16 protein-coding genes are annotated in these 21,727 nt (G+C 69.6%); 6 read left to right on the top strand and 10 right to left on the bottom strand.

What is annotated here, in order from left to right:
* Positions 1 to 7 precede the first annotated feature (7 nt).
* Positions 8 to 889: a transglutaminase family protein gene (locus ACWD4G_RS34305; RefSeq protein WP_451300486.1), complete on the top strand. Its 882-nt coding sequence runs from the start codon at positions 8 to 10 to the stop codon at positions 887 to 889.
* Here the strand turns inward: ACWD4G_RS34305 and ACWD4G_RS34300 are convergent.
* From ACWD4G_RS34300 to ACWD4G_RS34270, 7 genes are all read right to left on the bottom strand, one after another.
* Positions 873 to 1,058 (bottom strand): hypothetical protein, encoded by a 186-nt coding sequence (locus ACWD4G_RS34300; protein WP_451300484.1) that lies wholly within the window; start codon positions 1,056 to 1,058, stop codon positions 873 to 875. The two genes, ACWD4G_RS34305 and ACWD4G_RS34300, sit on opposite strands and share 17 nt — an antisense overlap.
* A complete protein-coding gene (locus ACWD4G_RS34295) occupies positions 1,034 to 1,546 on the bottom strand; it encodes a hypothetical protein (protein ID WP_451300482.1) in 513 nt (170 codons plus the stop codon). Before ACWD4G_RS34295 ends, ACWD4G_RS34300 begins: the two co-directional genes overlap by 25 nt.
* A gap of 91 nt (positions 1,547 to 1,637) precedes the next feature.
* Entirely contained in the window at positions 1,638 to 2,042 is a 405-nt protein-coding gene (locus ACWD4G_RS34290) for a hypothetical protein (protein WP_451300480.1), read from the bottom strand.
* Between the two features lie 131 nt (positions 2,043 to 2,173).
* Positions 2,174 to 3,301 carry a sugar ABC transporter substrate-binding protein gene (locus ACWD4G_RS34285; RefSeq protein ID WP_451300478.1) on the bottom strand — a complete coding sequence of 376 codons (1,128 nt, stop codon included), beginning with the start codon at positions 3,299 to 3,301 and terminating at the stop codon, positions 2,174 to 2,176.
* A gap of 529 nt (positions 3,302 to 3,830) precedes the next feature.
* Positions 3,831 to 4,094: a DUF6406 domain-containing protein gene (locus tag ACWD4G_RS34280; protein ID WP_451300476.1), complete on the bottom strand. Its 264-nt coding sequence runs from the start codon at positions 4,092 to 4,094 to the stop codon at positions 3,831 to 3,833.
* Between the two features lie 15 nt (positions 4,095 to 4,109).
* Complete coding sequence (locus ACWD4G_RS34275) at positions 4,110 to 5,438, bottom strand: hypothetical protein (protein ID WP_451300474.1); 1,329 nt, start codon at positions 5,436 to 5,438, stop codon at positions 4,110 to 4,112.
* Complete coding sequence (locus ACWD4G_RS34270; RefSeq protein WP_451300472.1) at positions 5,435 to 8,212, bottom strand: ATP-binding protein; 2,778 nt, start codon at positions 8,210 to 8,212, stop codon at positions 5,435 to 5,437. The genes ACWD4G_RS34275 and ACWD4G_RS34270 overlap by 4 nt, the downstream gene beginning before the upstream one ends.
* A 533-nt stretch (positions 8,213 to 8,745) precedes the next feature.
* Between ACWD4G_RS34270 and ACWD4G_RS34265 the strand changes: the two genes are divergently transcribed.
* A complete protein-coding gene (locus ACWD4G_RS34265; RefSeq protein ID WP_451300470.1) occupies positions 8,746 to 11,025 on the top strand; it encodes a hypothetical protein in 2,280 nt (759 codons plus the stop codon).
* Between the two features lie 102 nt (positions 11,026 to 11,127).
* Here the strand turns inward: ACWD4G_RS34265 and ACWD4G_RS34260 are convergent, their stop codons facing one another.
* Positions 11,128 to 12,537 (bottom strand): hypothetical protein, encoded by a 1,410-nt coding sequence (locus tag ACWD4G_RS34260; RefSeq protein ID WP_451300468.1) that lies wholly within the window; start codon positions 12,535 to 12,537, stop codon positions 11,128 to 11,130.
* 301 nt (positions 12,538 to 12,838) lie between these two features.
* Between ACWD4G_RS34260 and ACWD4G_RS34255 the strand changes: the two genes are divergently transcribed.
* From ACWD4G_RS34255 to ACWD4G_RS34240, 4 genes are all read left to right on the top strand, one after another.
* On the top strand, positions 12,839 to 15,244 hold the full coding sequence (locus tag ACWD4G_RS34255; protein WP_451300466.1) for a pectinesterase family protein: 2,406 nt from the start codon (positions 12,839 to 12,841) through the stop codon (positions 15,242 to 15,244).
* Between the two features lie 126 nt (positions 15,245 to 15,370).
* Positions 15,371 to 16,813 (top strand): fibronectin type III domain-containing protein, encoded by a 1,443-nt coding sequence (locus ACWD4G_RS34250; RefSeq protein ID WP_451300464.1) that lies wholly within the window; start codon positions 15,371 to 15,373, stop codon positions 16,811 to 16,813.
* A 99-nt stretch (positions 16,814 to 16,912) separates the two neighbouring features.
* Positions 16,913 to 17,464, top strand: coding sequence for a hypothetical protein (locus ACWD4G_RS34245; protein ID WP_451300462.1), 552 nt, complete (start codon positions 16,913 to 16,915; stop codon positions 17,462 to 17,464).
* Positions 17,465 to 17,585: 121 nt separating this feature from the next.
* Entirely contained in the window at positions 17,586 to 20,015 is a 2,430-nt protein-coding gene (locus ACWD4G_RS34240) for a PA14 domain-containing protein (protein WP_451300460.1), read from the top strand.
* An 81-nt stretch (positions 20,016 to 20,096) separates the two neighbouring features.
* Here ACWD4G_RS34240 and ACWD4G_RS34235 read toward each other — a convergent pair whose 3' ends face one another.
* Positions 20,097 to 20,543, bottom strand: coding sequence for a heat shock protein transcriptional repressor HspR (locus ACWD4G_RS34235; RefSeq protein ID WP_451300608.1), 447 nt, complete (start codon positions 20,541 to 20,543; stop codon positions 20,097 to 20,099).
* Between the two features lie 5 nt (positions 20,544 to 20,548).
* Positions 20,549 to 21,727, bottom strand: coding sequence for a molecular chaperone DnaJ (gene dnaJ / locus ACWD4G_RS34230; protein WP_451300458.1), 1,179 nt, complete (start codon positions 21,725 to 21,727; stop codon positions 20,549 to 20,551).

Genomic DNA, 21,727 nt, shown 5'->3' with positions numbered 1-21,727 from the left:
CACGACCATGAGCACGAACGCGAGCGGCACCACGCGGGGGCCCGTGGCGCCCCGGCGGCTGCGCATCCGGCACATCACCCAGGTCGCGTACGCCCAGCCCGCGGCCTCCTCCCACAACGAGGTCCGGATGACACCGCTGACGCTGCCGGGGCAGACCACCCTGGACGCGCGGGTGCTGGTGAACCCCTCCACGCCCACCTGGTCGTACTGGGACTACTGGGGCACCCAGGTCACCGGCTTCGATCTGATCGACCCCCACTCGCATCTGACGATCACCGCGTCCAGCCTGGTGGAGACGGCCCCGCCGGAGCCGCCGGGCAAGGCCCCCAGCTGGGCGGAGATCGGCGCGGCGAGCGCCGGTTCGCGGCTGCTGGAGTATCTGACGCCGACCGGCCGTACGACGGTGCCGGACGAACTGGTGGCGCGGGCAAGGGAGTTGGCGGCCGGGCTGGACCCGCACGAGACGGCGGTCGCGGTGTCGTCGATGGTCGCCGACCATGTCTCCTACGTCCCGGGCGCGACCGGGGTGAACACCAGCGCCGCCGAGGCATGGGAGCAGGGCGCCGGGGTCTGCCAGGACATCGCCCATCTCGTCCTGGGACTGCTCCGCGCCCTCGGCCTGCCCGCCCGCTACATCTCCGGCTACCTCCACCCGGAACGCGACGCCGACCTCCACCGCCCAGTCGCCGGCCAGAGCCACGCCTGGATCGACTACTGGGCGGGCGACTGGACCGGCTACGACCCCACCAACCGGGTCCCCGCCGACGAGTCCCATGTCGTCGTCGGCCGGGGCCGCGACTACGACGACGTCACCCCGCACAAGGGCATCTACCGGGGGGTGCCCGGGGGGCCGCCGGAGGTGACGGTGGAGTTCACCAGGGTGGCGTGAGCGGTCGACGGGTGGTGATCAGGACCGGGCCGGTGGTGATCAGGACCGGGCCGGTCGTGGTCAGGACCGGGCCGGTCGTGGTCAGGACCGGGCCGGTCGTGGTCAGGACCGGGCCGGTCGTGGTCAGGCCTCGTCCGTCGGCGGTCAGGACTCGTCCGGGGCCTCCCACGGGTAGTCGGTCATGACGCAGCCCGCCTCGCCCTCGTACTGCTTGTAGGTCTCCGGAATCACCACACCGGGATCGCAGACGACGTAGAGGAGACCGGCGTCGAGGAGGGCCCTGGCGTGGTCGTCGTCATCGGCGTCGACCACGAAGTCCATACCGACCATCAGACCGGTGTCGTCGTTCTCGTCGGACGAGGCCAGGTCCTTCTGGAACCCGTTCATCTCGGTGAAGGTCAGAAACTCGATGTCGGTGCTCTCGTCGACATCGCACTCGCCGCCGCTTTCGATGGCGTAGCTCACCTCGGCGCGGTACAGCAGCACTTCCTGCTGCCCGTAGTAGTCGATGTCCGCGCAGCCGAGGTTCTTGTCGAGGAACTGGGCGACGCCGTCCACGTCCTGGGCCATGGGCAGCGACAGTTCGTCGTCGCCGCAGGCGGTGAGGGTGAGTCCGAGCAGCAGGGCACACGCGGAGAGGGACGTACGGGTACGCAAGGGGGGTCCTTCGGGATTCGGGTGAGCGGAGGGGAAGGGAAGACGCGAGAGGAGAGCGAAGGGGAGACGCGAGGGGAAAGCGGGTTGGCGGTCAGCAGGCGGCCGGGGCGGAGTCGAGGAGGCCCGTGGCGGTGGTGACGTGGCAGGGGACCGTGGCGGAGGTCTCGGACATGACCACGGCGACGGCCGGGGCACCGCCGTGCCACCTGGTGAGGGTGGCCGAAACCGCGGTCGCCGTCAGCGACTTGTGTGCCTCGGCGCCGTCGGCGACGGGGCGCCGCGCGGGCTTCGCGACGGAGCCGGGCAGTCGGGGGCCGTCGTCGTCAGGCCCGCCCGTGCGGTCGGTGAGCGGGACCGGCGCGAGTGCCGGCACCGTTCCCGTGAAGCGTGCGGCGGCGACGCGCGTACGCGTCGCGGCTCTGTCCCCGTTGTCCTGCATCAGACCGTCGTCCCCCGTGATCACGACATGACAGAGGGCAACCCTAGACCATGTCATGATCATGAGGCGACGGGACGACGGTCCTTCACAGGATTTACGCGAGCAGGAGGGGCCGCGTCGGCATGCGGCCGCGCCGCGTGGCCGCGACGGCCCGCGGGTCCGGCAAGCGCTCCTGAAGTGGCCGGAAACTAGTCCAGGTTGATGGCGTCGCAGTCGGCCTTGTAGGCGGCGGTGCAGATCTGCTTGACCTTGTAGATGCCGTCCGCGATGACCGTTTCCTTGATGTTGTCCTTGGTCAGGGCGACCGGGGGCACCAGCTGGGCCGGGATGTTCTTGTCGGTCGGGGAGTCGACGGTGTCCTTGGCCAGGGCGTCGAACTCGATGGACCGGCCCTGGACCTTGGCGACGGCCATCTCGGCGGCGGCGTTCGCCTCCAGCGGGAAGGACTTGTACACGGTCATGTACTGGTCCCCGGCGACGATCCGCTGCACCGCGTCGAGGTCGGCGTCCTGCCCGGTGACCGGCGGCACCTTGGAGACACCGGCGGTCTTCAGTACGTCGATGGCGGCACCGGCGATGCCGTCGTTGGCGGCGTACACGGCGTCGATGTTGTCGATGCCGAGCTTCTCGACCGCGTCCTCCATGTTGGTCTTGGCGACCTTGGGGTCCCAGTCCTTGGTGTCGTAGGACTCGGAGATCGTCACCTTGTCCTGGAGTTCGGAGAGGGCGCCCTCACGGAACATGGCGGCGTTGGGGTCGGCCGGGGACCCGTTGATCATGACGATCTTGTTGGCGGTGCTGTTGCCGAGCGTCTCGACGAGCGCGCGGCCCTGCACCTGTCCGACCAGCTCGTTGTCGAAGGAGACATAGCCGTCGATCGGGCCCTGGGCGAGGCGGTCGTAGGCGATGACGGGGATGCCCGCGTCGTCGGCCTTCTGCACGGCGGTCGCGATCTTCTCCGAGTCCACGGCGTCGACGATGATGATGTCGACCTGGTCGGCCACCATCTGTTCCAGCTGGGCGTTCTGGGTCTCGGGGTCCTTCTCGGCGTTCGCGTACTTGGTGACGCCCTTGTTGCCGGTCAGCTCGGCGATCTTCGACTTGATGATCGGGTAGTCGAACTGCTCGTAGCGCGAGGTCTCCTTGTCCGGGAACAGCACGCCCACCGTGATGTCGTCACCCTTCGTGGGACTCGCCTCGGCGGTGTCACCGACGTCCACGACCCCGCAGGCGGCGAGGGAGACCGCCGCGGCGGACGCGGCGAGCGTGGTGGCGGTACGGCGCAGAACCGTACGGCGGCGTATACGCACAGGCATTCCGTTGCTGAGGGTGGTGCGGGTGGTACGGGCGTTCACATCAAGGGCCTTCCGGGCGTGGGCGCAGCACTGCGACCCAGGTGGCTGAAAGCCAACGCGGTGATCACCTCAGCGTCAAGGATCAATCACTTAACGAGATGACAACAGCCTTGTGTGGTCTCGGTGTGAAGAGGGTAAAGCACAGGGCTCCGCGTGTCGCTGCGCGCCCTTCACCACCCACCGGCGGACGGTCCGCGCCGACGGTCCCCAAGATGCGCCCGGCAGAGGACGGGTGGCCGCGCGGGGACGGCCGGGGCACGACGCCTTCAGGGCGACGACTAGGGCAGAGAGTACCGGGAGGGATCGGGGCGGCAGCGGGGCGGTCACCGTTCGTGGGGGAAGGGTGCCCCCTCCACGGCCGACGGACGGAGCGGGCCCGGGTGGCCGACGTCACGTCGTTGCTCCTCCTTGCCCCTCTTCCCTCCTCCTTCTTGGGTGCCTCCGGTGGCCGGGAGGTCCGCACGGGCTTTCTCGGGCGCGACCCCGGTCGCTACCGCACGCGACGCAGGGTGACGTTCCAGGAGATCTGGTTGGGGTGCTCGATCTGCACGACCTCCCAGACCTCCGCCCCGAACTGGAATGTCTCTCCTTCGGTCAGGATTTCCGTCCGCTCTTCTCCGTCAGCGGGAATGATGGCAAGCTTCACCCGAGCAGGCCGCTCCGCAGTCGCGGGAACACTGCCCATTCCGCCAATTCTTCCCGCCCGCGCACCGGCGACCGTGCCGCGTTGAACCGTCAGTTCCTCGGCTGTCATCTGGCATCGTCCTCTCTACAGGAGCGTGGTGTAATCACCACGGCCGCCCTTCGGTTGAAATGCGTTCACGAACTCGTCCATGGTCAACGGCTCCGGATGCATCGTGTTCCATGGATTACGCAGATGAATCTTGTCGTCCTGCACCGAGACGACCTCGTACACGTGGCCTTCGACCACACCACCGGGAAGCTCGATCTCCCCGCTGTTCGCGTCCAAGCCCCGACTCCCCGTCAAGACCGGCTTTCCTTGGGCCAGCTGATGCGCGAAGTGGTACATCATGCTTGATTGCGCACCAGGGCCCGTCGGGAAGGGATATACGCCACTTTCCTGGCCCGTCAACTGAGTGAGCATCTCCGAGCGATCCCATGATGACGACCCACGATTGAGGCGCTCATATCCCTCGGGCGTCGGGCCGTCCTGCAGCCCCTGACTCGATTTCTCCCAGCCCCAACGCGCTTCCCACTCCTCACGCCGGCCGGAACTCCACGTCTGGTCGACACCGGCCATCGCCTTCTCCATCAGAGCGCACCATGCCGTGCCCTCTGTTCTCGCGAGCACCGGAGCCCCGGGATGATCCTTGAAGGCAAGAAGGTCCGGGGTCAGAGCCAGCTCGATCTGTCGACCGGTCGGGCGCGCGATCAAGTCGGCACCACGCACCGTCTCGTGCAAGGAGACCGAGTATGTCCCGTCGCCGTTCTCCCGGATGCTGCTGGAGATAGCATCCGGACGATGCCCGGCCACAGCGCCGAGCGTGGCGATCACACCGCAGTCGTACAGCGATCCCTGTGCGGTCTGTTCGCGTGTGGGTGGGCCGTCGAAGAGCGGAATCGGTTTGTCACCGGCATTGATCGGGTCTCCGTACTCCGAAGGCGGGAGCGGGCGCTCATACATGTGCTCCGCGCTGGGACGGTCAACCGTTTCCTCGATCTTTTCCGGTCCGTCCGCCGGAAGCTGGCTCTCCCCGCTCTGCTCGCTCTCCCCGCTCTCGGCCTCGTCGGAGCCCAGGTCATGGCCGTCGGGATCTCCGGTGTCCCCCATGTCGTCACCGGCTGCGAAATCATCGACGTCCTCGACCGGCTCGACCGGCTCCTGGGGCTCGCCGACGGAATCCGGCTCATCGTGGTGCGAGAGCGTCTCCGACGTGGGTTCCGCCGGTTCTCCGGGTTCCTCCGGCTCTCCGGGTTCCGCCGGCCCTCCGAATTCCTCCGGCCCTCCGAATTCCTCGACCTCTTCGGGCTCTCCCGATACGTCTCCGTAGTCGGCCGCTCCAGGTTTCGTCGTCGGATCGTCCGTCGCCGCATCAGCCGCATCAGGGCTCTTCTCAGCCGTGTACAGCTCACTCATCCCGTATTCCCCCCGCGCGCCGCTGATGGGACAGGCTTACGGATCTTGCGCTCGAAGCAGGAGAGAGTCAGAGAGAAGCGCTTCCCCCACTCCTCCGACGGATCAGCGCATCCGACGATTTTCTCCAGCACGGACGGCGTGTACCGCCCGTGGTAGTACTCCCGCGTCCTTGTCCCCTTCCGCGCCTTGAAGCGCGGCTCTCCGACCGGGCACGGGTCGTGACCGTCCAGTTGGGCGCGCATCATCGCGGCGACATGGTCCGCGAGGGCGTCGGGAGCGGTCGGCGCACCGACACGGCTGTGCACCGCACGGTCCACGGCCTGGCCGATCGCGCAGTCCAGGACACGCCCCCGGTACGGCTCCAGGTCGCGCCTCATGGCCTCGCCCGGCAGCGGCGTCGTCCAGCCCAGCAGATGAGCCGCCACCGACATCTCCGCCCACAACGTGATCCGGAGCTCGGCCTGTTCAGTCAGCCGCTGAGCCCCGCGCAGGTCACGAAGCGTGCACGGCGTCGCCGAGCAGTCCGTGCCGCACGCGCGGCTGCGCGCCCCGGTCATCGCCGCCGCCGAAGCCGCCCGGATCGCCGCCGCGTCCTCGCGGTCCGTCCCGTCGCGCATGCGGACCAGCAGGGGGTAGTCCATGCCGTCCGTGAACACCGCCGCCTCGCCCGGTCGCAGGGTGACCAGGTACTCGGACTGGGCCGCCGTGATGTTCATCGTCGCGCCGACCGCCTCGCGGTCGTCCTGGGCGGGGAGGCGGTGGACGACCTTGGCCGCCGTGTTCTTGATGACGTCCGGGAGGAGTTTGGAGGGGATCTGGTCGGCGATGACCAGGCCCTCGCCGTACGCGCGGATCTCGGCCAGCAGGCCCGCGAACATCTCCACCGCGTGGCCGCTCGCGCCACCTTCCTCCGCGCGGCGCAGCAGGCGGTGTGCCTCTTCGAAGACGCTCAAGTGGCGCAGAGGGAAGGACAGTCGGCGGGTCACGCGCTGTTCCATACGCAGATACTCGACGAGCCGGATGAGGATCGTGCCCATCAGGAACGCCTTGTCCTTGTCATCGCCGACGTCCTCGATCTCGAAGACGACGTTGCGGCGCAGGAGTTCGCCGAAGTCGAGCGGGCGTCCGCCTTCCAGGAAGCGGCCCGTGGTGCCCAGGCGCAGGCTGGCGAGGCGGATCTTGATGAAGCCCTGGACGTTGTCGGCGACCTCCTTGCCGTAGCCGATGTCCGTCACGACCTTGAGGGCCGTGTGTTCCAGGTCCTCCAGGGTGGGGTAGCGGGGCTCGGTCCCGGGGACGGCGGGCTCGCCGAGGGTGAGGTCCCAGCCGAGGTCCTCGTAGCAGCGGGTGAGCGCGGCGCTGAGGACCTGGGGGAACGGCTCCTGGGGGTCGAAGGAGGCCAGGAAGAGGGCGCGCACCATGTCGAGGTGCGTCTGGAGGGGGAAGCGCTCACCGCTCGCGTACGCCGAGGGCTCCAGGGGGTTCAGGCCGGCCGGGAGCGTGTCGGGGTCGCCGGGTTTGATGACGACGACCTCGCCCGTGTCGCCGAGCCGTGCGGACATGAACCGGTACTCGGCCTTGGCCGGCTCGACCACCAGCCAGGGGATGCCCACGTGGGTCGCGGCCTCCAGCAGTCCGCGTACGGTCTGGGACTTGCCGCCGCCGGTGGCCCCGCACACGAAGGTGTGGCGGTTGAGGGTGGAGCGGGTCAGTTCGAGGTCGCCGACGGGGTTGCGGTTGCGGTCGAGAACCGAGCCGAGCCGGACCGGGGGCGCGTCCGGCGCGGACGGCCGGCCCGTGGTCTCCGGGGTGACGTCGAACTCCGGGCGCAGCGCGAACCGTACGCCGGGTATCTCCTCGGCGGGAGGCCGGGCCAGTGCCGCCAACAGATCCGATCCGGCGTGGAAGGGGTACTCCTCGGGTGCCGGGAGAACTCCGCCGAGGACCGTGGACAGGTCTCCGACCCGCCCGGTCGGCCGGAGCGCGTACGGCAGTCCCTCCAGGTCCGCCGACGCGCAGACGAGCGCGGCGACGCGGGTCGCCTCCTCGGGCGTACGGCCGCCCGCCAGCAGACGTATCCGCCACAGCCCGGTGGCCGATGCCTTGGCCAGGTCCTTGTGCCGACGTTCCAGCCGGGCGGCCGCGAGGGCGTACTCGGGTGAGCTGTCCGCCTTGGACATGGCGCGGCGCTGTTCGTCGGCGATGTCACCGGTGAGGTCGTCGAGTTCGGCGGCGGGCACCGGCTCGGCGAACACCAGCCAGGCGAAGGGTTCCTGCCACACCGCGAGAAGGCAGTCCTCCAGGCTGGGCCGCTGCCGGGCGGCGCCCGCCCCCGTGGCATTCGGCTCGGCGTCGACGAGCAGTCCGTCGGTCACCCCCGCGACGGCGCTCCAACACGGGAACTCTCCGAGCAGGGAAGCAGCCGTTCCCGTCGGCTGGGCGAGTCCGCGCGCTCCGGCGGGGAGGCGCAGCAGCGTCGTACCGGCGTCCGCGTCGGCACGGCCGCCGAGCAGGGTGTCGCCCCCGATCAGCACATCGATGGGCCGGTCCGCCGCCCGGCGTGCCCAGCCGACGAACACCGCGCCGCCCGTCGGGTCGTCCGGGCGCCGTGCGTGATGCGCGGAGACCAGGGCGGCGAGCCGCTGGGCACTCAGGTCGTCGCCGGTACCGCCCGCCCGGTCGTCCGTGAGGCGTTGGCGCTGGACCTCGCGCAGCAGACAGGCCTCCATGCCGACGAAGCGCTGCCATGTGCCGCCGAAGGGGGTGTTGTCCATGCGGTCAGACCGCTCCCATGCTCTGGCCGGTGCTCATCCGGCGCCGCATCTCGCGCCACCCACGGCGAGTTCACTCCGGCGAACGGGAGGGCACCCCCAGCTGCCGGAGATGTCCGGCAGTGCGATGAAAGGGGCCGCATCCTTCACTTGGCTGCCAGGATCGTGCGCGAGCAGTGTGGTTGGCACGTCTCCCCCGTTGTCGATCTTGCGCCTACACCTTAGGGCCGGTCGTATTCCCAGGCCAAGCCTTGCAACTGTGACCTCCCTCCCGGCGGTTCCAACTGGACTCGGAAGGCGAATTTCGTGCAGCATGTTTCGGCTGCGAATCAATGACTGGCTTTCCGCTTCGGCGGTCACGGGGGCGAGTTCCATCACAAGAGGCGTCTTTACCACCGCCCTCAAGCCGGTCATTTCTCAACTGCCCATATGCGGGGGCCTCTTCGGCGCCCGTTCGGCTGTGCACACATCCGCCGTTCCACAAGCGCATACCCGCGTTCGAGACCTTCGTCGCCTGACCGGCCTGGAGCCTTCCCATGACGATCGAAAGCACCGAGGCCGGGCAGCCGGGCCGGTATCTGAGACTGTTCGATGCCGGCCAGCGCGTCGGCTGGATCTACCGCGACCCCGAGTCGCTGCGTCAGCCGTTCGTCGAACCCGAGCCGCAGCGCGAAGAGCTGGACGGCGGCTATGAGGACCGTGTGCGGGCCGCCCGGCTCAAACGCAAGGACCACATACGTGGCGCGCTGAGAATCGGTATCCCCTTCTTGGCCGTGTGCTACTTGCTGAACCTCCTCCTCGGCATGGTGACGCCCACCATCGGCGGGGTCGTCGTCGGCACGGTGATATTCACCGTCGGCGGGGTCGTGGTCGGCATCCTGGTGATGCGCGTCGCCTATGCCGCGTGGCGGTTCAGTGCCGCCACCCGTGCCCGTGCCGCCCAGGAGACCGCTCAGGAACAGCGCTTTCACTACGACTGGCAGTCATGGCACCAGCGCCGGACGCTCCACGAGGCCCAGCAGAGGCAGTGGGTCGCGGGCCTGGACGCCTGGGGCGCGCTGCCCTTCGGAGCGGGCACCCGGCGGCTGGACGTCTTCGGCGGCAGCCAGCGCGGCCGCGAGGGCTTCCTCACGGTGTTCGGCGCGTCCACGCTGCGGGAGCGGCCGCTGATCGTGCTGGACCTGACCCAGGCCCTGGTGTGCCGTGACCTGTCGGTGCTCGCCGAGGCGGGCGGCGTACCCCTGGACGTGCAGTTGCTGCCCAGCCGTATGGCGGAGAGCGGCATCATGAGCGGGCTCGCACCGCATGAACTCGTGCAGGCCCTGGTCGAGGCCATGCACGGGGACAGCCCCGAGTCGGACCGGGCCGAGCGTGCCGTGTACACCCGGATACTCACCCAGCTGTGCGGCGCGTTGGGCGAGGACGTGTCCCTGGCGCGGCTCGGTGCCGGGCTCCGGGTCCTGGTGGGGGAGACCGACGACGCCAAGGCGCTGAGCAGGGAGGAGCGCAACCGCATCGCGGACGATCTGTTCAGCGACAAGAACAAGGACCAGATACGGGACCGCGTCTTCCGGCTGGCCTCCTTCGTGCACCCGCTGGAGCAGTTGGGGACCGCCCGTGAGGGCCATGGGCCCGGCTATCTGACGTGCGTCGCCCTCGACTTCGGCGCCGGTTCGGCGAGCACGGAGATGCTGGCCGACCTCGCCATGCAGAGCGTGATGCGACGGCTCTCCTCGTTCCAGGAGGAGCCACCGTGCGTCGTCGTGGCGCTCGGCGAACAGGGCCTCCAGCGGCACCATCTCGAACAGTTGGCCCAGGTCTGCGAACGACGCGGCGCCCAACTCGTCTTCGTACACCCGCACTTGCGGGAGGCCGGAGAGGAGCTGATCGGCGGCGGAACGGTCGCCTTCATGCGGCTCGGCAACCATCAGGAGGCCACGATCGCCGCCGACTTCCTGGGCCGTCACCACTCGTTCGTCCTGCACTCCCTCACCGACACCGAGGGCCGGACCGTCAACACGTCCGTCGCCAAGACGGTCGGCTCCTCCACCAGCAGGGGTACGACCGCCAGCCACTCCGTCACCCACGGGCGGAACTGGGGCCGCAGTGGCTCCACCACCTACCAGGACTTCCTCAACCCGCTCTCGACGTCGAACTCCACCAACTCCGGCGGCAGCCACAGCAGGACGACCGGCACGTCCACCAGCGTCACGCACTCCACGAACGAGTCCACCGCCCACACAACCGGCGACAGCGACAGCACGAGCCTGGCGACCGGGCGTCAGCGCGTCTACGAGTACGCCCTCGAACCCACCCAGCTCCAGTCACTCGCCGAGTTCAACCTGCTGGTGGTGGAGCGGCAGCCCGGCGGTGCCGTGCTGGTGCACGCCGCCGACTGCAACCCCAACGTCGTCCTGCTTGACCGGGTCAGCACCCAGCCGTTGCCCCGTTTCGACGCGGTGCCGCAGCACAGCCCTGCCCCCGCCATCACCGCCGTCGCCGCCGAGCAGGCGTACGCCGCCCTGCCGCAGCGGCCGTACGCACCCGCGCAGCAGCCCGGGGCACCCCAGCAGCCGTACGCCGCCCCGCCCCGGCAGCCGTACGCGCCCGCCCCTCAAGCCGTGCCGCAGCAGCAGCCGTACACCCCGGTGGCGCCGCAGGTCCCGGGGAACCGGTGGCCGTCATCGGGGCAGCCGGCCGACAGCCGTGCCTGGGGCATGCCCCAGCAGCCCGCCCCTCCCCAGCAGCCCCCGGGCGGCTGGACCCAGGGGCCGCCGCCGAGCCAGCCGGGGCAGCAGCCGGGGGGCTTCCAGTGACCAGATGATCAGCGGCCCCGGCGCCCCGCTCCGTCCGGCGAACCGGGACGGAGGCGGATGGCGGAGGTCACTCCGTTCCCGCCCCGACGTCCGCGCTCACGGCTACGCCGGGGCGAGGACGAAGAAGCCGTCATCCGTGTTCAGGTAGCCGTAGCCCGTGGTCGCCTCGACGAGTGGCACGGACTCCTCGGGCAGGTCCTTCGCGAGCACCTCGCGGGTACGGGCGTCCACGGCGAGCGCGGCGTCCCCCGTCAGCCCGTACAGCACCGACCCGTCCGCCGTGAAGCGGACCGGGTCCAGGCTCGTCTCGCCCTCCTCCTGGGCCCACAGCCGCTTGCCGTCGGCCACCTGCCACACCGCCGTGCCCACGTAGTCCGTGTCGAACTCGGGCTTCTTCTTGGCGGCCAACTCGCCGTTGGGCGCGAAGAGGACTTCCTCCGTCGCTTCGTACGCCGTCAGCAGGGCTCCGCTCGACAGGTCGTACCAGGCGTCGATCCGGGTCTCCGACAGGAGGCCGGCCTGCCAGGCGACCAGCACCTTGCCGTCGGCGACGCGGATGATGTCGTAGTCGCCGGACTCCGGTTCGCCCTCGTCGTCCACGTCGACGCCCTGCGGCACCTCGGCATCGGCCGTGGACCAGACCTTCTTGCCGGTGGTGAGGTCGTTGAGGGTGATGTGCTCGGGGTCGTTCTCGTAGTTGGTGGCGTTCTCGAAGCCCGCGTAGTACGTGCCCGTGATCAGCGGAGCCTGTGTGGCGAATCCATGGGCCAGGCCGGTTTCCGCGTCGAAATCGCAATCCGCCATGAAGCCGGTGCAGGTGATCTTTCGCGCGGCACCGCCGCCGACCGGGGTGAGGCGCAGGGTTTTGTCGACGGTCTCGACACGGTAGCCGTCGAGCAGTGTGCCCTCCTCGTACCCCGGGACCTCTGCCAGTTCCTCGCCGTCCGCGTCGTACAGGGTCGCCGTCGTGGTCGTCTTGGCCTCGGTCAGACCGTCCGACTCGGTGGTGGCGGAGGTGACGACCGCGATCGCCGGGGTGCCGCCGAGCCAGGTCGTCCGCTCCACCAGTACGGCCTTTGCCGTCATGGTCTTGCGCACCTCACCGGTCTTCGTGTCCCGGAACTCCAGCGTGAGGTCCTCCGGCTCGTCGTTGTTGGTGTACAGGGCGTTCGCGGGCTGCGCGGGAGCGTCCAGGCTGTTGCTGTTGAGGTACTCGCCGCTCGCGTTCCTGGCGAACAGCAGGGTGCCGCCGAGGTCCAGCGGTTCGGCATTGCTGCCGGCGGACAGACTCCACGCCGCCTGTTTCGCGAACCCCGGCAGAGCGGGCCCCTTGTAGGCGGGTCCGTTCGACTTGGGCTTGTCGCTGCCCGTTCCACTCGGCGTCGGTTCCGCTGTTCCGCCTCCCGAGGCGTCCGTGTCCTCGCCACCGCACCCGGTCAGCAACGCCAGCGACAGCACCAGCCCCGTGGCGATCCCGCGCGTACGCAGACGTACTCCGCCGCTCGACAACATGTGGCATCCCCCGCGAATCCCGTGATCAAGACATGACAGATCGCGATCATAGATCACTTCTTGATCTTGAAACGGATGTCTCCGACAAAGCCTCCAGGAAAGTCCGCACCTCCACACAGTCCTCACCGGGCCCGGCTCCACGTCGAAGCGGAGCACCCCGCGTTCCCCCCGACACCTTGATCCTTTATCCTCCCCCCAACGTGCACAGCTCTCTCAACAGCCCCACCTGTGCTGTGGCGCCTCAACTCCCCCATGCCGACACCGTTCACACCGTCCCCATGGGCCGAAAGGGCTGCCTCCGATGACCGACGGAACCTCCCCCTCCGCCAGATCGAGCACGACCACCGCACCCCGGCGCCGCCGCCGACGCGGCCGGCTGCGCACCACCGCCGTGGCCACCGCGCTCGCCGCCACCACCGGCACCGTCTACGGCCTCACCGCCGAAGCCGCCGTGAGCTGCGCCTCCCCCTCCTTCAAGCGGCAGATCTACGCCAACACCACCTTCTCCGGCACCCCGAAGAAGACCGCCTGCGACGCCACGATCAGTGAGAAGTGGGGGACGAAGGCCCCTGCCTCCGGGCTCCCCTCCAACAACTTCGGCGTCCGCTGGACCCTCACCCGGGACTTCGGCTCCGGCGGGCCCTTCCGGTTCACCGCCTCCGCCCAGGACGGCCTGCGCGTCTACGTCGACGGCGAACGCAAGGTGAACATCTGGAAGAACGTCTCCTCCACCCAGCGCAAGACCGTCGACCTCACCCTCAAGCCGGGCAAGCACACCCTCCGCGTCGACTACGTCAACTGGACCGGCTCCGCCGACGTCTCCTTCGCCTACGCGCCCCGCACCACCGCGTCCGTCGACAGGACCGCGCCCCTCACCCCCAAGAGCACGGCCCTCTCGTACGACGCCTCCACCGGTCGCGCCAAGCTGACCTGGGCCAAGAACGTCGAGATGGACCTCGGCGGCTATCGCGTCCACCGGCGCCTGAAGGGCGGCGACTTCGGCCCCGCCCTCGCCACCACCACGGCCCAGGCCACCTCGTACACCGACACCGCCCTCCCCAAGACCGGTGACGTGTACGAGTACCAGGTCCGCGCCGTCGACAAGGCCGGCAACGAGTCGGCCGGTACTGCCGCCAAGGCCGTCACCACCGTCGACAGGACCGCGCCCGCCCTCCCCTACGACCTCGCCGTCCTCGACGCCACCGACGGCAACAAGCTCACCTGGAAGGGCGCGGACGAGGCCGAGAGTTATCTGGTCTACCGGGCGGCCACCGCCGACGGCACGTACACCGAGATCGGCTCCTCCACCGGTACCTCCTTCTACGACGACACCGCCGCCGAGAAGTCCACGTACCACTACGCCCTGGCCTCCGTGGACGCCGCCGGGAACGTCTCCGCGCGGACCGCGTCCGTCACCTCGACCCGCGCCGACCGTACCGATCCCGCCGCCCCCACCGGTCTCACCGCCGAGGGCACCACCGACGGCACCACCCTGACCTGGACCGCCAACGCGGACGACACCACCGCCTACCAGGTCTTCGTCAAGCGGCCCGGGTCCGGCGACTTCGTCTACCTCGACTCCGTCACCGGCGCCGCCACCACCGGCTACCTCGACTCGGCCGCCGAACCCGGCACCGAGTCCGCCTACTTCCTCCGTGCCGTCGACGAGGCCGGCAACGTCTCCGCCGGCTCCGCCACGGTCCTGGCGACCCGGCCGCACAAGTACACCCCGGTCGCCGGCGCCGACGCGGTCGTCGACGCGAACGGCGAGGGCGACTTCACCAGCGTGCAGGCCGCGCTCGACGCCCTCGGCGCGGGCACCGCCGCCGACCCGGTGGTCATCCAGGTCAACCCGGGCACGTACAAGGAACTCGTCGAGGTCGCCGCCAAGTACGTCCACCTCATAGGCGCCGGCGACGACCCCTCCCAGACCGTCATCACCTACGACAACGCGGCCGGCACCCCGACCGCCGACGGCACGGGCACCCTCGGTACGCAGAACAGCCGGACCATGTACGTCAAGGGCTCGGACTTCGTCGCCCGCAACCTCACCATCGAGAACTCCTTCGACGAGGCCGCGCACGACTACAACGCCGAGCAGGCCGTCGCCCTCCTCACCCAGGCCGACCGGCTCGCCTTCGACAACGTCCGCTTCCTCGGCAACCAGGACACCCTCTTCCTGAAGTCGACGACCACGACCACCCCCAACCGGGTCTCCATCACCAACTCGTACATCGAGGGCGACGTCGACTTCCTCTGCGGCTACGCCACCGCCGTCTTCGACAACTCCACCTTCAAGCTCCTCACCCGCGGCTCGAACAGCAACAACGGTTACGTCGCCGCCCCGTCCACCGACTCCTCCACCGACTACGGCTTCCTCATCACCCATTCGACGCTGACGAGCGACGCCCCGGACGCGACCTACCACCTCGGCCGCCCCTGGGTCACCGCCTTCGGCGGCGCCAAGGGCAGCCTGGTGATCCGCGAGTCGTCCCTCCCTGCGGCCATCAAGGCGGCGCCGTACCAGAACTGGACCTCCGGCTCCACCACGTACTCCTGGAAAGACTCCTTCTTCCGCGAGTACGCCAACACCGGCCCGGGGTCCGTCGCTTCGGCCACCGAGGACCGTCCCCAGCTCACCGCCGAGGAGGCCACCTCGTACGAGAAGGCCGACTACCTGGGCGACTGGACACCGGACCTCGACTGACACACGCGCCCCACGCGTCCCGTACAACCAATCCCCCACCTCAGCCGTCTGATCGTCGGCGGCGGCATGCCCGGCCGCCGACGATCAGACACAGGCATCATCAGCCAAGGACTTCCGAGGACCTCAGTGACCCCACCCAGACGTACGGCCGCCGTGGCGACCGCCGTCGTACTCGCGACCGCAGGCGCTCTGCTCACCGCCACCGCCACGCCCGCGACCGCAGCCGTGACATGTGCCTCGCCCGTCTACAGGCAGCAGTTCTTCGCCAACACCTCGTTCTCCGGCACCCCGAAGAAGACCGTCTGCGACAGCGCCGTCGACCAGAACTGGGGCACCGGCGCCCCGGCCTCCGGCCTGCCCGGCAACAACTTCGGCGTCCGCTGGACGGTGACCAGGGACTTCGGCTCCGGCGGCCCCTTCACCCTCTCCGCCTCCGCCCTGGACGGCATCCGCGTCTACCTCGACCCGGGCACCACCAACGCCCGCAAGATCAACCTCTGGAAGAACGTCTCCTCGACCGTCTCCAAGACCATCAACCTCACCATCCCCAAGGGCAAACACACCCTCCGCATCGACTACGTCAACTGGACCGGCTCCGCCAAGGTCAAGTTCACCTACACACCCCGCACCGCAGCCACCATCGACAAGACCAAACCCCTCACCCCGACCGGCGCCGCCGTCTCATACGACAAAACCACCCGCAAGGCCAAGGTCACCTGGGGGAAGAACAAGGAGATGGACCTCGCCGGCTACCGCGTCTACCGCCGTCCCGAGGCCGGCACCACCTGGACGAGGCTGACCACGACGACCGCCACCTCGTACACCGACACACCTCCGGCGACCGGCGAGGCGTACGCCTACGAAGTGCGCGCGTACGACAAGGCGGGCAACGAGTCGGCGGGCACGGCGGACCGGAGCGTGACCACCGTCGACCGGACGGCACCGGCCGCGCCCTCGGGGCTGACCGTCACCTCCTCCGACACCGGGCTGCGGCTCGACTGGAACGGGGTCGCGGGAGCCGTGTCGTACCGCCTCTACCGGGCGGCGAGCGAGAACGGTGTGTACACCCAGGTGGGCAGTACGGATCAGCTCTCGTACCTGGACACCTCGGCCGCCGAGAGCGTCACCTCCTACTACCGGGTGACCGCCCTCGACGCGGCGGGCAACGAGTCCGCGCGTTCCGTGGCCGGCGCCGGTGAGCGCGAGGACCTCACCCCGCCGTCCGCCGTCACCGGCCTCACCGCCACCCCCACCGAGTACGGCTTCGAGCTGAACTGGGACGCCAACCCGACGCCCGACCTGGCCCGTTACGTCGTCTACGGAGGCGTGATCATCGGCGACGAGGAGGAGAAGGTGTGCTCCGCCCACGCGGTGGAGTGGCTGTGGGCCGACACCACCTCGTACGAGTACCAGACCGTTCCGGACGGCGAGGAGCGCTGCTTCTTCATCGACGCCGTGGACGACGACTGGAACTCCCACTACGAGTGGACCCGTGAGCCGAACATCGTGGTCGCGACCGAGCTGGACACACCGAGCGAGCCCACCGGCGCGGTGACGCAAGGCAGTTGAGGGGTACGGGGCAACCTCGTACCGCGTATCGCTCGTCCTACCGGGTGCCCATGCCGATCACCCGTCGGCCCCGCACGCACCCAGCGAAGGACCACCGCCATGCCGAAGGACCCGGCCCCCCACGCCGAACCGGTCGTCGAGAGTCTCGTCGAGGATGGGCGTTTCGGGGAGTTGACCGTCCGGCTGGACGCCGCACGGGGTGAGGTCGTGGTGGTGGGCGAGCGGGTCCCCCGGATCGAGATCCGGCGGGCCGAGGGCAGCGAGGACGATGGGAACAGCCCGATCGGGACGCGGGACGCCTCCCTGCTCACCGTCACCGTCGACGGCACCGACGCCGTCATCGAGCCCGCCAAGGGGCGGCTGACCCGGAGTTCGTTCCGTGTCGACGTCCGGCACGGCGAGCACTTCTGGCGGCTGGTCCCCAACTCCATGGAGGGCAGCGGACTGTACCGCGACGGCACCGAGCACCTCGGCGACTTCATCTCCGAGGGCGACGGCGGCGTCGAGGCCGAGTGGGCCGAGGGAGCCGAGCCGGCCCCCCTCGACGCCGCCTTCGGCTACGCCCTCGCCACCGCGTACGGCACCGGCGCCGAACCCACCTGGCTGCTCACCGCCCAGGGCGCCGCCGACTTCGTCTTCTGGACCCACTGACCCTTTCCGACCAGGAGAGGGCCCCGCCCCCTCCGGCCCTCGTACAACCATTCGCCCCCTCCACGAGTCATGATCGTCGGCGGCCTTCTCCCGGCCGCCCGCGACCATGTCCGAGGAGCCCATGAACCCGGCCAGAGCCACGAGCGCCGCGATCGCCGGTGCCGTCGCACTCAGCACCGCGAGCGGCCTGTTGGCCGTCACCGCCGCGCCCGCGAGCGCCGCCACGAGCTGCGCGTCCCCCGTCTTCAAACGGCAGTTCTTCGCCAACACCACCTTCTCCGGCACGCCGAAGAAGACCGACTGCGACTCCGCGGTCAACGAGAACTGGGGGACCGGCGCCCCGGCCTCCGGCCTGCCCGGCAACAACTTCGGCGTCCGCTGGACGGTGACCAGGGACTTCGGCTCCGGCGGCCCCTTCACCCTCTCCGCCTCCGCCCTGGACGGCATCCGCGTCTACCTCGACCCGGGCACCACCAACGCCCGCAAGATCAACCTCTGGAAGAACGTCTCCTCGACCGTCTCCAAGACCATCAACCTCACCATCCCCAAGGGCAAACACACCCTCCGCATCGACTACGTCAACTGGACCGGCTCCGCCAAGGTCAAGTTCACCTACACACCCCGCACTTCAGCCACCATCGACAAGACCAAACCCCTCACCCCGACCGGCGCCGCCGTCTCATACGACAAAGCCACCCGCAAGGCCAAGGTCACCTGGGCGAAGAACAAGGAGATGGACCTCGCCGGCTACCGCGTCTACCGCCGGCTCAAGGGCGCCGACAGCTGGACCCGGCTGGCCTCGACGACATCGACCTCGTACACCGACACCCCGCCGCCGACCGGTCAGATCTACACCTATGAGGTGCGGGCGTACGACAAGGCGGGCAACGAGTCGGGCGGCACGGCGGACCTGGCGGTCACGACCGTCGACAAGACCCCGCCCGCCGCGCCGTTCATCGACCAGGACGTCTGCGCGACCGACGACAAGCTCGCCGGGCCCCAGCTCATCACGACGGCCGAGAACAAGGCCGACATCGTCCTGTACCAGGCGCAGCGCAAGGACGCCGCCACGGGTGCGTGGACCCAGGTGTACGAGGGCACGAAGGGCCCGTTCTGCGATGCCGGCCAGCCGGCCGACGGCAGCCAGGCCACCTACCGGGGCCGTGCCCGTGACGCCGCCGGCAACTGGTCGGCGTACTCCGCCGCCACGACCTTCACCCTCTGGGACACGGTCCCGCCGGCGGCCCCCGCCGACCTGCGCATCGCCTACGAGGGTGGCGTGCCGCATCTGAAGTGGACGGCGGACACGGACGCCGCCAAGTACGAGGTGCTCCAGTACGACCCCGCCACCGGCGCCTATCAGAACGCCCTCGACACGGCCACCACCACGGCGACCGATATGGTGCCCCTGCAGAAGCTGGCCCCGGCCGACACGTACCGGTACGCGGTCCGCGCGCTGGACGCCAAGGGCAACGCCTCCGCGCCCGCCGAGGTCACCCTGACGATGGCGGACCGGCCCGAGGCGATCGCCCCGTACAAGCCCTACATCCGGCTGGTCTGGCAGAAGGGCGTGAACCTGGCCTGGCGCAGCGCCGACCCGTGGGCCGCCGACGAGGACCATCTGTCGACGTACGAGATCGTCCGCACGGACCCGGCGACCGGGCAGTCCACGACCGTGACGCAGTGCTCCCCGCAGATCACCGGCGAGGGTCCGCTGGAGGCGCCGTACAGCTACACGTACAGCAGCAAGGACGCGAACGACCCCGCCTACGCGACGGCCGACCAGGTCATCCACTCGCACTGTCTGGACGGCACCGGCGCCTCCGAGACGACGTACGAGTACCGGATCGTCGTCGTCGACCGGTTCGGGCACCGCTCGCAGCCGAGCGAGCCGATCACCGGGACCACCGACGACACCCAGCGCCCCGCCGCGGTCACCGACCTGAGCGCCGAGACCATCCCGCTGGGCGTCCGGCTCACCTGGACCCCGCCGGCCGACGACGACGTCATCGCCTACTACGTCTGGCAGGGCACCACCGACCCGGAGACCGGGGAGACGGTGTGGAAGCAGAACTGCTGGGGCGGTGACTCCCTCGCCGACACCGAGATCCTCTGTCCGACGCTGCCCGACGGCAAGGAACACGTCTACCGCGTGGCCGCGACCGACCGCACGTACCTGGACGAAGGTCCCGAGACCTTCCACCACGCCGAGGTCGCCGTCACCCTGCCCGACACCCTGCCGCCGGGCTGGACCGGTACCGGGATCATCGAGGACCAGTACCCCGAGCTGTACGTCCGCTGCGGCGTGACGATCTACGACATGCCGTGCGGCGACTACACGGACTACCGCTGGGAGCGCTGGGACCCGGCCACCGCCGCCTGGACCACGTTCGCCACGGGCAAGGTCGACGACCCGCGGTTCCACATGGACACAACGGTGAACCAGGACCGCCTCGGCCTGTACTACTACCGGGCCGTCTACATCGACCCCACCGGCAAGGAGGAGGTCGTGGAGCAGGAGGCCTACGGCATCTGGGACTCCTGGCTGTGACCGGTTGAGCGCACGACCGCATGAAGGAGGGGCCCGGAGGTTCATCAGAACCTCCGGGCCCCTTCCCTTTGCTCGTTCCGCTCAGTCCTTGGCCTTCTTCGGCCGCCACACCACCAACGCGCTGGTCTGCTGCACATCCTGGTACGGCACCAGATCGCGGCGGTACGAGGCGTGGACGGCGGCCTCGCGCTGCCGCATCGCCGCGGCGGCGCCGTCCAGCGCGGCCTCCATCTCGGCGACCCTCGCCTGGAGCGCGGCGACCTGGTTCTCCAGCTCGATGATGCGCTTGATGCCGGCCAGGTTGATGCCCTCGTCCTGCGACAACGCCTGCACCTGGCGGAGCAGTTCGATGTCGCGGGCCGAGTAGCGGCGGCCGCGCCCGGCGGTGCGGTCGGGGGAGACCAGGCCGAGACGGTCGTACTGACGCAGGGTCTGCGGATGCAGACCGGAGAGCTGGGCGGCCACCGAGATGACGTACACCGGTGTCTCTTCCGTCAGCTCGTAGGGGTTTCTCCGGCGGCCGTCCATCACACTCATGCTCCCTTCGCGGCCTGGAACAGCTCCGCCCGCGGGTCCTCGCCGGCGGTCGCCTCGCGATACGCCTCAAGCGCGTCACGAGCCTTCCCCGACAGGTCCTTCGGGACACTCACCTCGACCGTGATCAGCAGATCCCCTCGGGTGCCGTCCTTGCGGAAGGCGCCCTTGCCCCGGGCCCGCATCGTACGGCCGTTGGGGGTGCCCGGGGGCAGTTTCAGGGTGACCGGGGGGCCGCCCAGGGTGGGGACCCTGACCTCCCCGCCGAGCGCGGCCTCGGTGAACGTCACCGGTACGGTCACCGTGAGGTTGTCGTCCTTGCGGCCGAACACGGGGTGCGGGTCGACATGCACGACGACGTACAGATCGCCGGACGGGCCGCCCCGCTCGCCGGGGGCGCCCTTGCCGCGCAGCCGGATGCGCTGCCCGTCGGAGACGCCGGCCGGGATACGGACCTGCATGGTGCGCGAGGACTTGGCGCGGCCGGAGCCCTTGCAGATGTCGCAGGGGTTCTCGGCGATCAGGCCCCGGCCCTTGCAGTCGGGGCAGGGGTCGGTCAGTGAGAAGCCGCCGCCGGAGCCCCGCGCGACCTGGCCGGTGCCGACGCACGTCGGGCACACCCGGGGGGTGCCGTTGGCGTCGCCGGTGCCGGAACATGCCTTGCACGGGGACTGCGAGGACATCCGCAGCGGTACGGTCGCGCCCTCGATGGCCTCGGTGAAGCTGAGGGTGACCTCGGACTCGATGTCCTGGCCGCGCCTCGGCTGCACCCGCGTCGTACCGGAGCTGCCCCGGTTGAACAGGCCGCCGAAGACATCGCCGAGGCCGCCGCCGAAGCCGCCCTGTCCCTGGCCGCCCTGGGGCCCGCCTCCGAAGAGGTCGCCCAGGTCGAAGTTGAAGGAGCCGCCCGCGCCTCCGGGCCCGGGGCGGAAGCCGCCGTTGCCGAAGAGGGCGCGGGCGTCGTCGTACTCCTTGCGCTTCTTGGGGTCGCCGAGGATGTCGTTCGCCTCGGAGATCTCCTTGAAGCGCTCCTCCGCCTTGGCGTTGCCCTTGTTGGCGTCCGGGTGGAACTCGCGGGCGAGCTTGCGGTACGCCTTCTTGATCTCGGCCTCGGTGGCGTCCTTGGGGACGCCGAGGACCTTGTAGTAGTCCTTCTCGATGAAGTCCTTGGTGCTCAT

This window comes from Streptomyces sp. NPDC002643, assembly GCF_053592555.1.
The sequence above is the reverse complement of the archived record's forward strand: the minus strand, read 5'-3'. Positions and strand labels throughout refer to the sequence as shown.

What these genes read in the sequence shown, in the direction of transcription:
- ACWD4G_RS34305 (WP_451300486.1), top strand. Translation starts at nt 8, where the DNA reads ATGAGCACGAACGCGAGCGGCACCACGCGGGGGCCCGTGGCGCCCCGG.
- ACWD4G_RS34290 (WP_451300480.1), bottom strand. Translation starts at nt 2,042, where the DNA reads ATGACATGGTCTAGGGTTGCCCTCTGTCATGTCGTGATCACGGGGGAC.
- ACWD4G_RS34285 (WP_451300478.1), bottom strand. Translation starts at nt 3,301, where the DNA reads ATGCCTGTGCGTATACGCCGCCGTACGGTTCTGCGCCGTACCGCCACC.
- ACWD4G_RS34280 (WP_451300476.1), bottom strand. Translation starts at nt 4,094, where the DNA reads ATGACAGCCGAGGAACTGACGGTTCAACGCGGCACGGTCGCCGGTGCG.
- ACWD4G_RS34275 (WP_451300474.1), bottom strand. Translation starts at nt 5,438, where the DNA reads ATGAGTGAGCTGTACACGGCTGAGAAGAGCCCTGATGCGGCTGATGCG.
- ACWD4G_RS34270 (WP_451300472.1), bottom strand. Translation starts at nt 8,212, where the DNA reads ATGGACAACACCCCCTTCGGCGGCACATGGCAGCGCTTCGTCGGCATG.
- ACWD4G_RS34265 (WP_451300470.1), top strand. Translation starts at nt 8,746, where the DNA reads ATGACGATCGAAAGCACCGAGGCCGGGCAGCCGGGCCGGTATCTGAGA.
- ACWD4G_RS34260 (WP_451300468.1), bottom strand. Translation starts at nt 12,537, where the DNA reads ATGTTGTCGAGCGGCGGAGTACGTCTGCGTACGCGCGGGATCGCCACG.
- ACWD4G_RS34255 (WP_451300466.1), top strand. Translation starts at nt 12,839, where the DNA reads ATGACCGACGGAACCTCCCCCTCCGCCAGATCGAGCACGACCACCGCA.
- ACWD4G_RS34245 (WP_451300462.1), top strand. Translation starts at nt 16,913, where the DNA reads ATGCCGAAGGACCCGGCCCCCCACGCCGAACCGGTCGTCGAGAGTCTC.
- ACWD4G_RS34240 (WP_451300460.1), top strand. Translation starts at nt 17,586, where the DNA reads ATGAACCCGGCCAGAGCCACGAGCGCCGCGATCGCCGGTGCCGTCGCA.
- ACWD4G_RS34235 (WP_451300608.1), bottom strand. Translation starts at nt 20,543, where the DNA reads ATGGACGGCCGCCGGAGAAACCCCTACGAGCTGACGGAAGAGACACCG.
- dnaJ (WP_451300458.1), bottom strand. Translation starts at nt 21,727, where the DNA reads ATGAGCACCAAGGACTTCATCGAGAAGGACTACTACAAGGTCCTCGGC.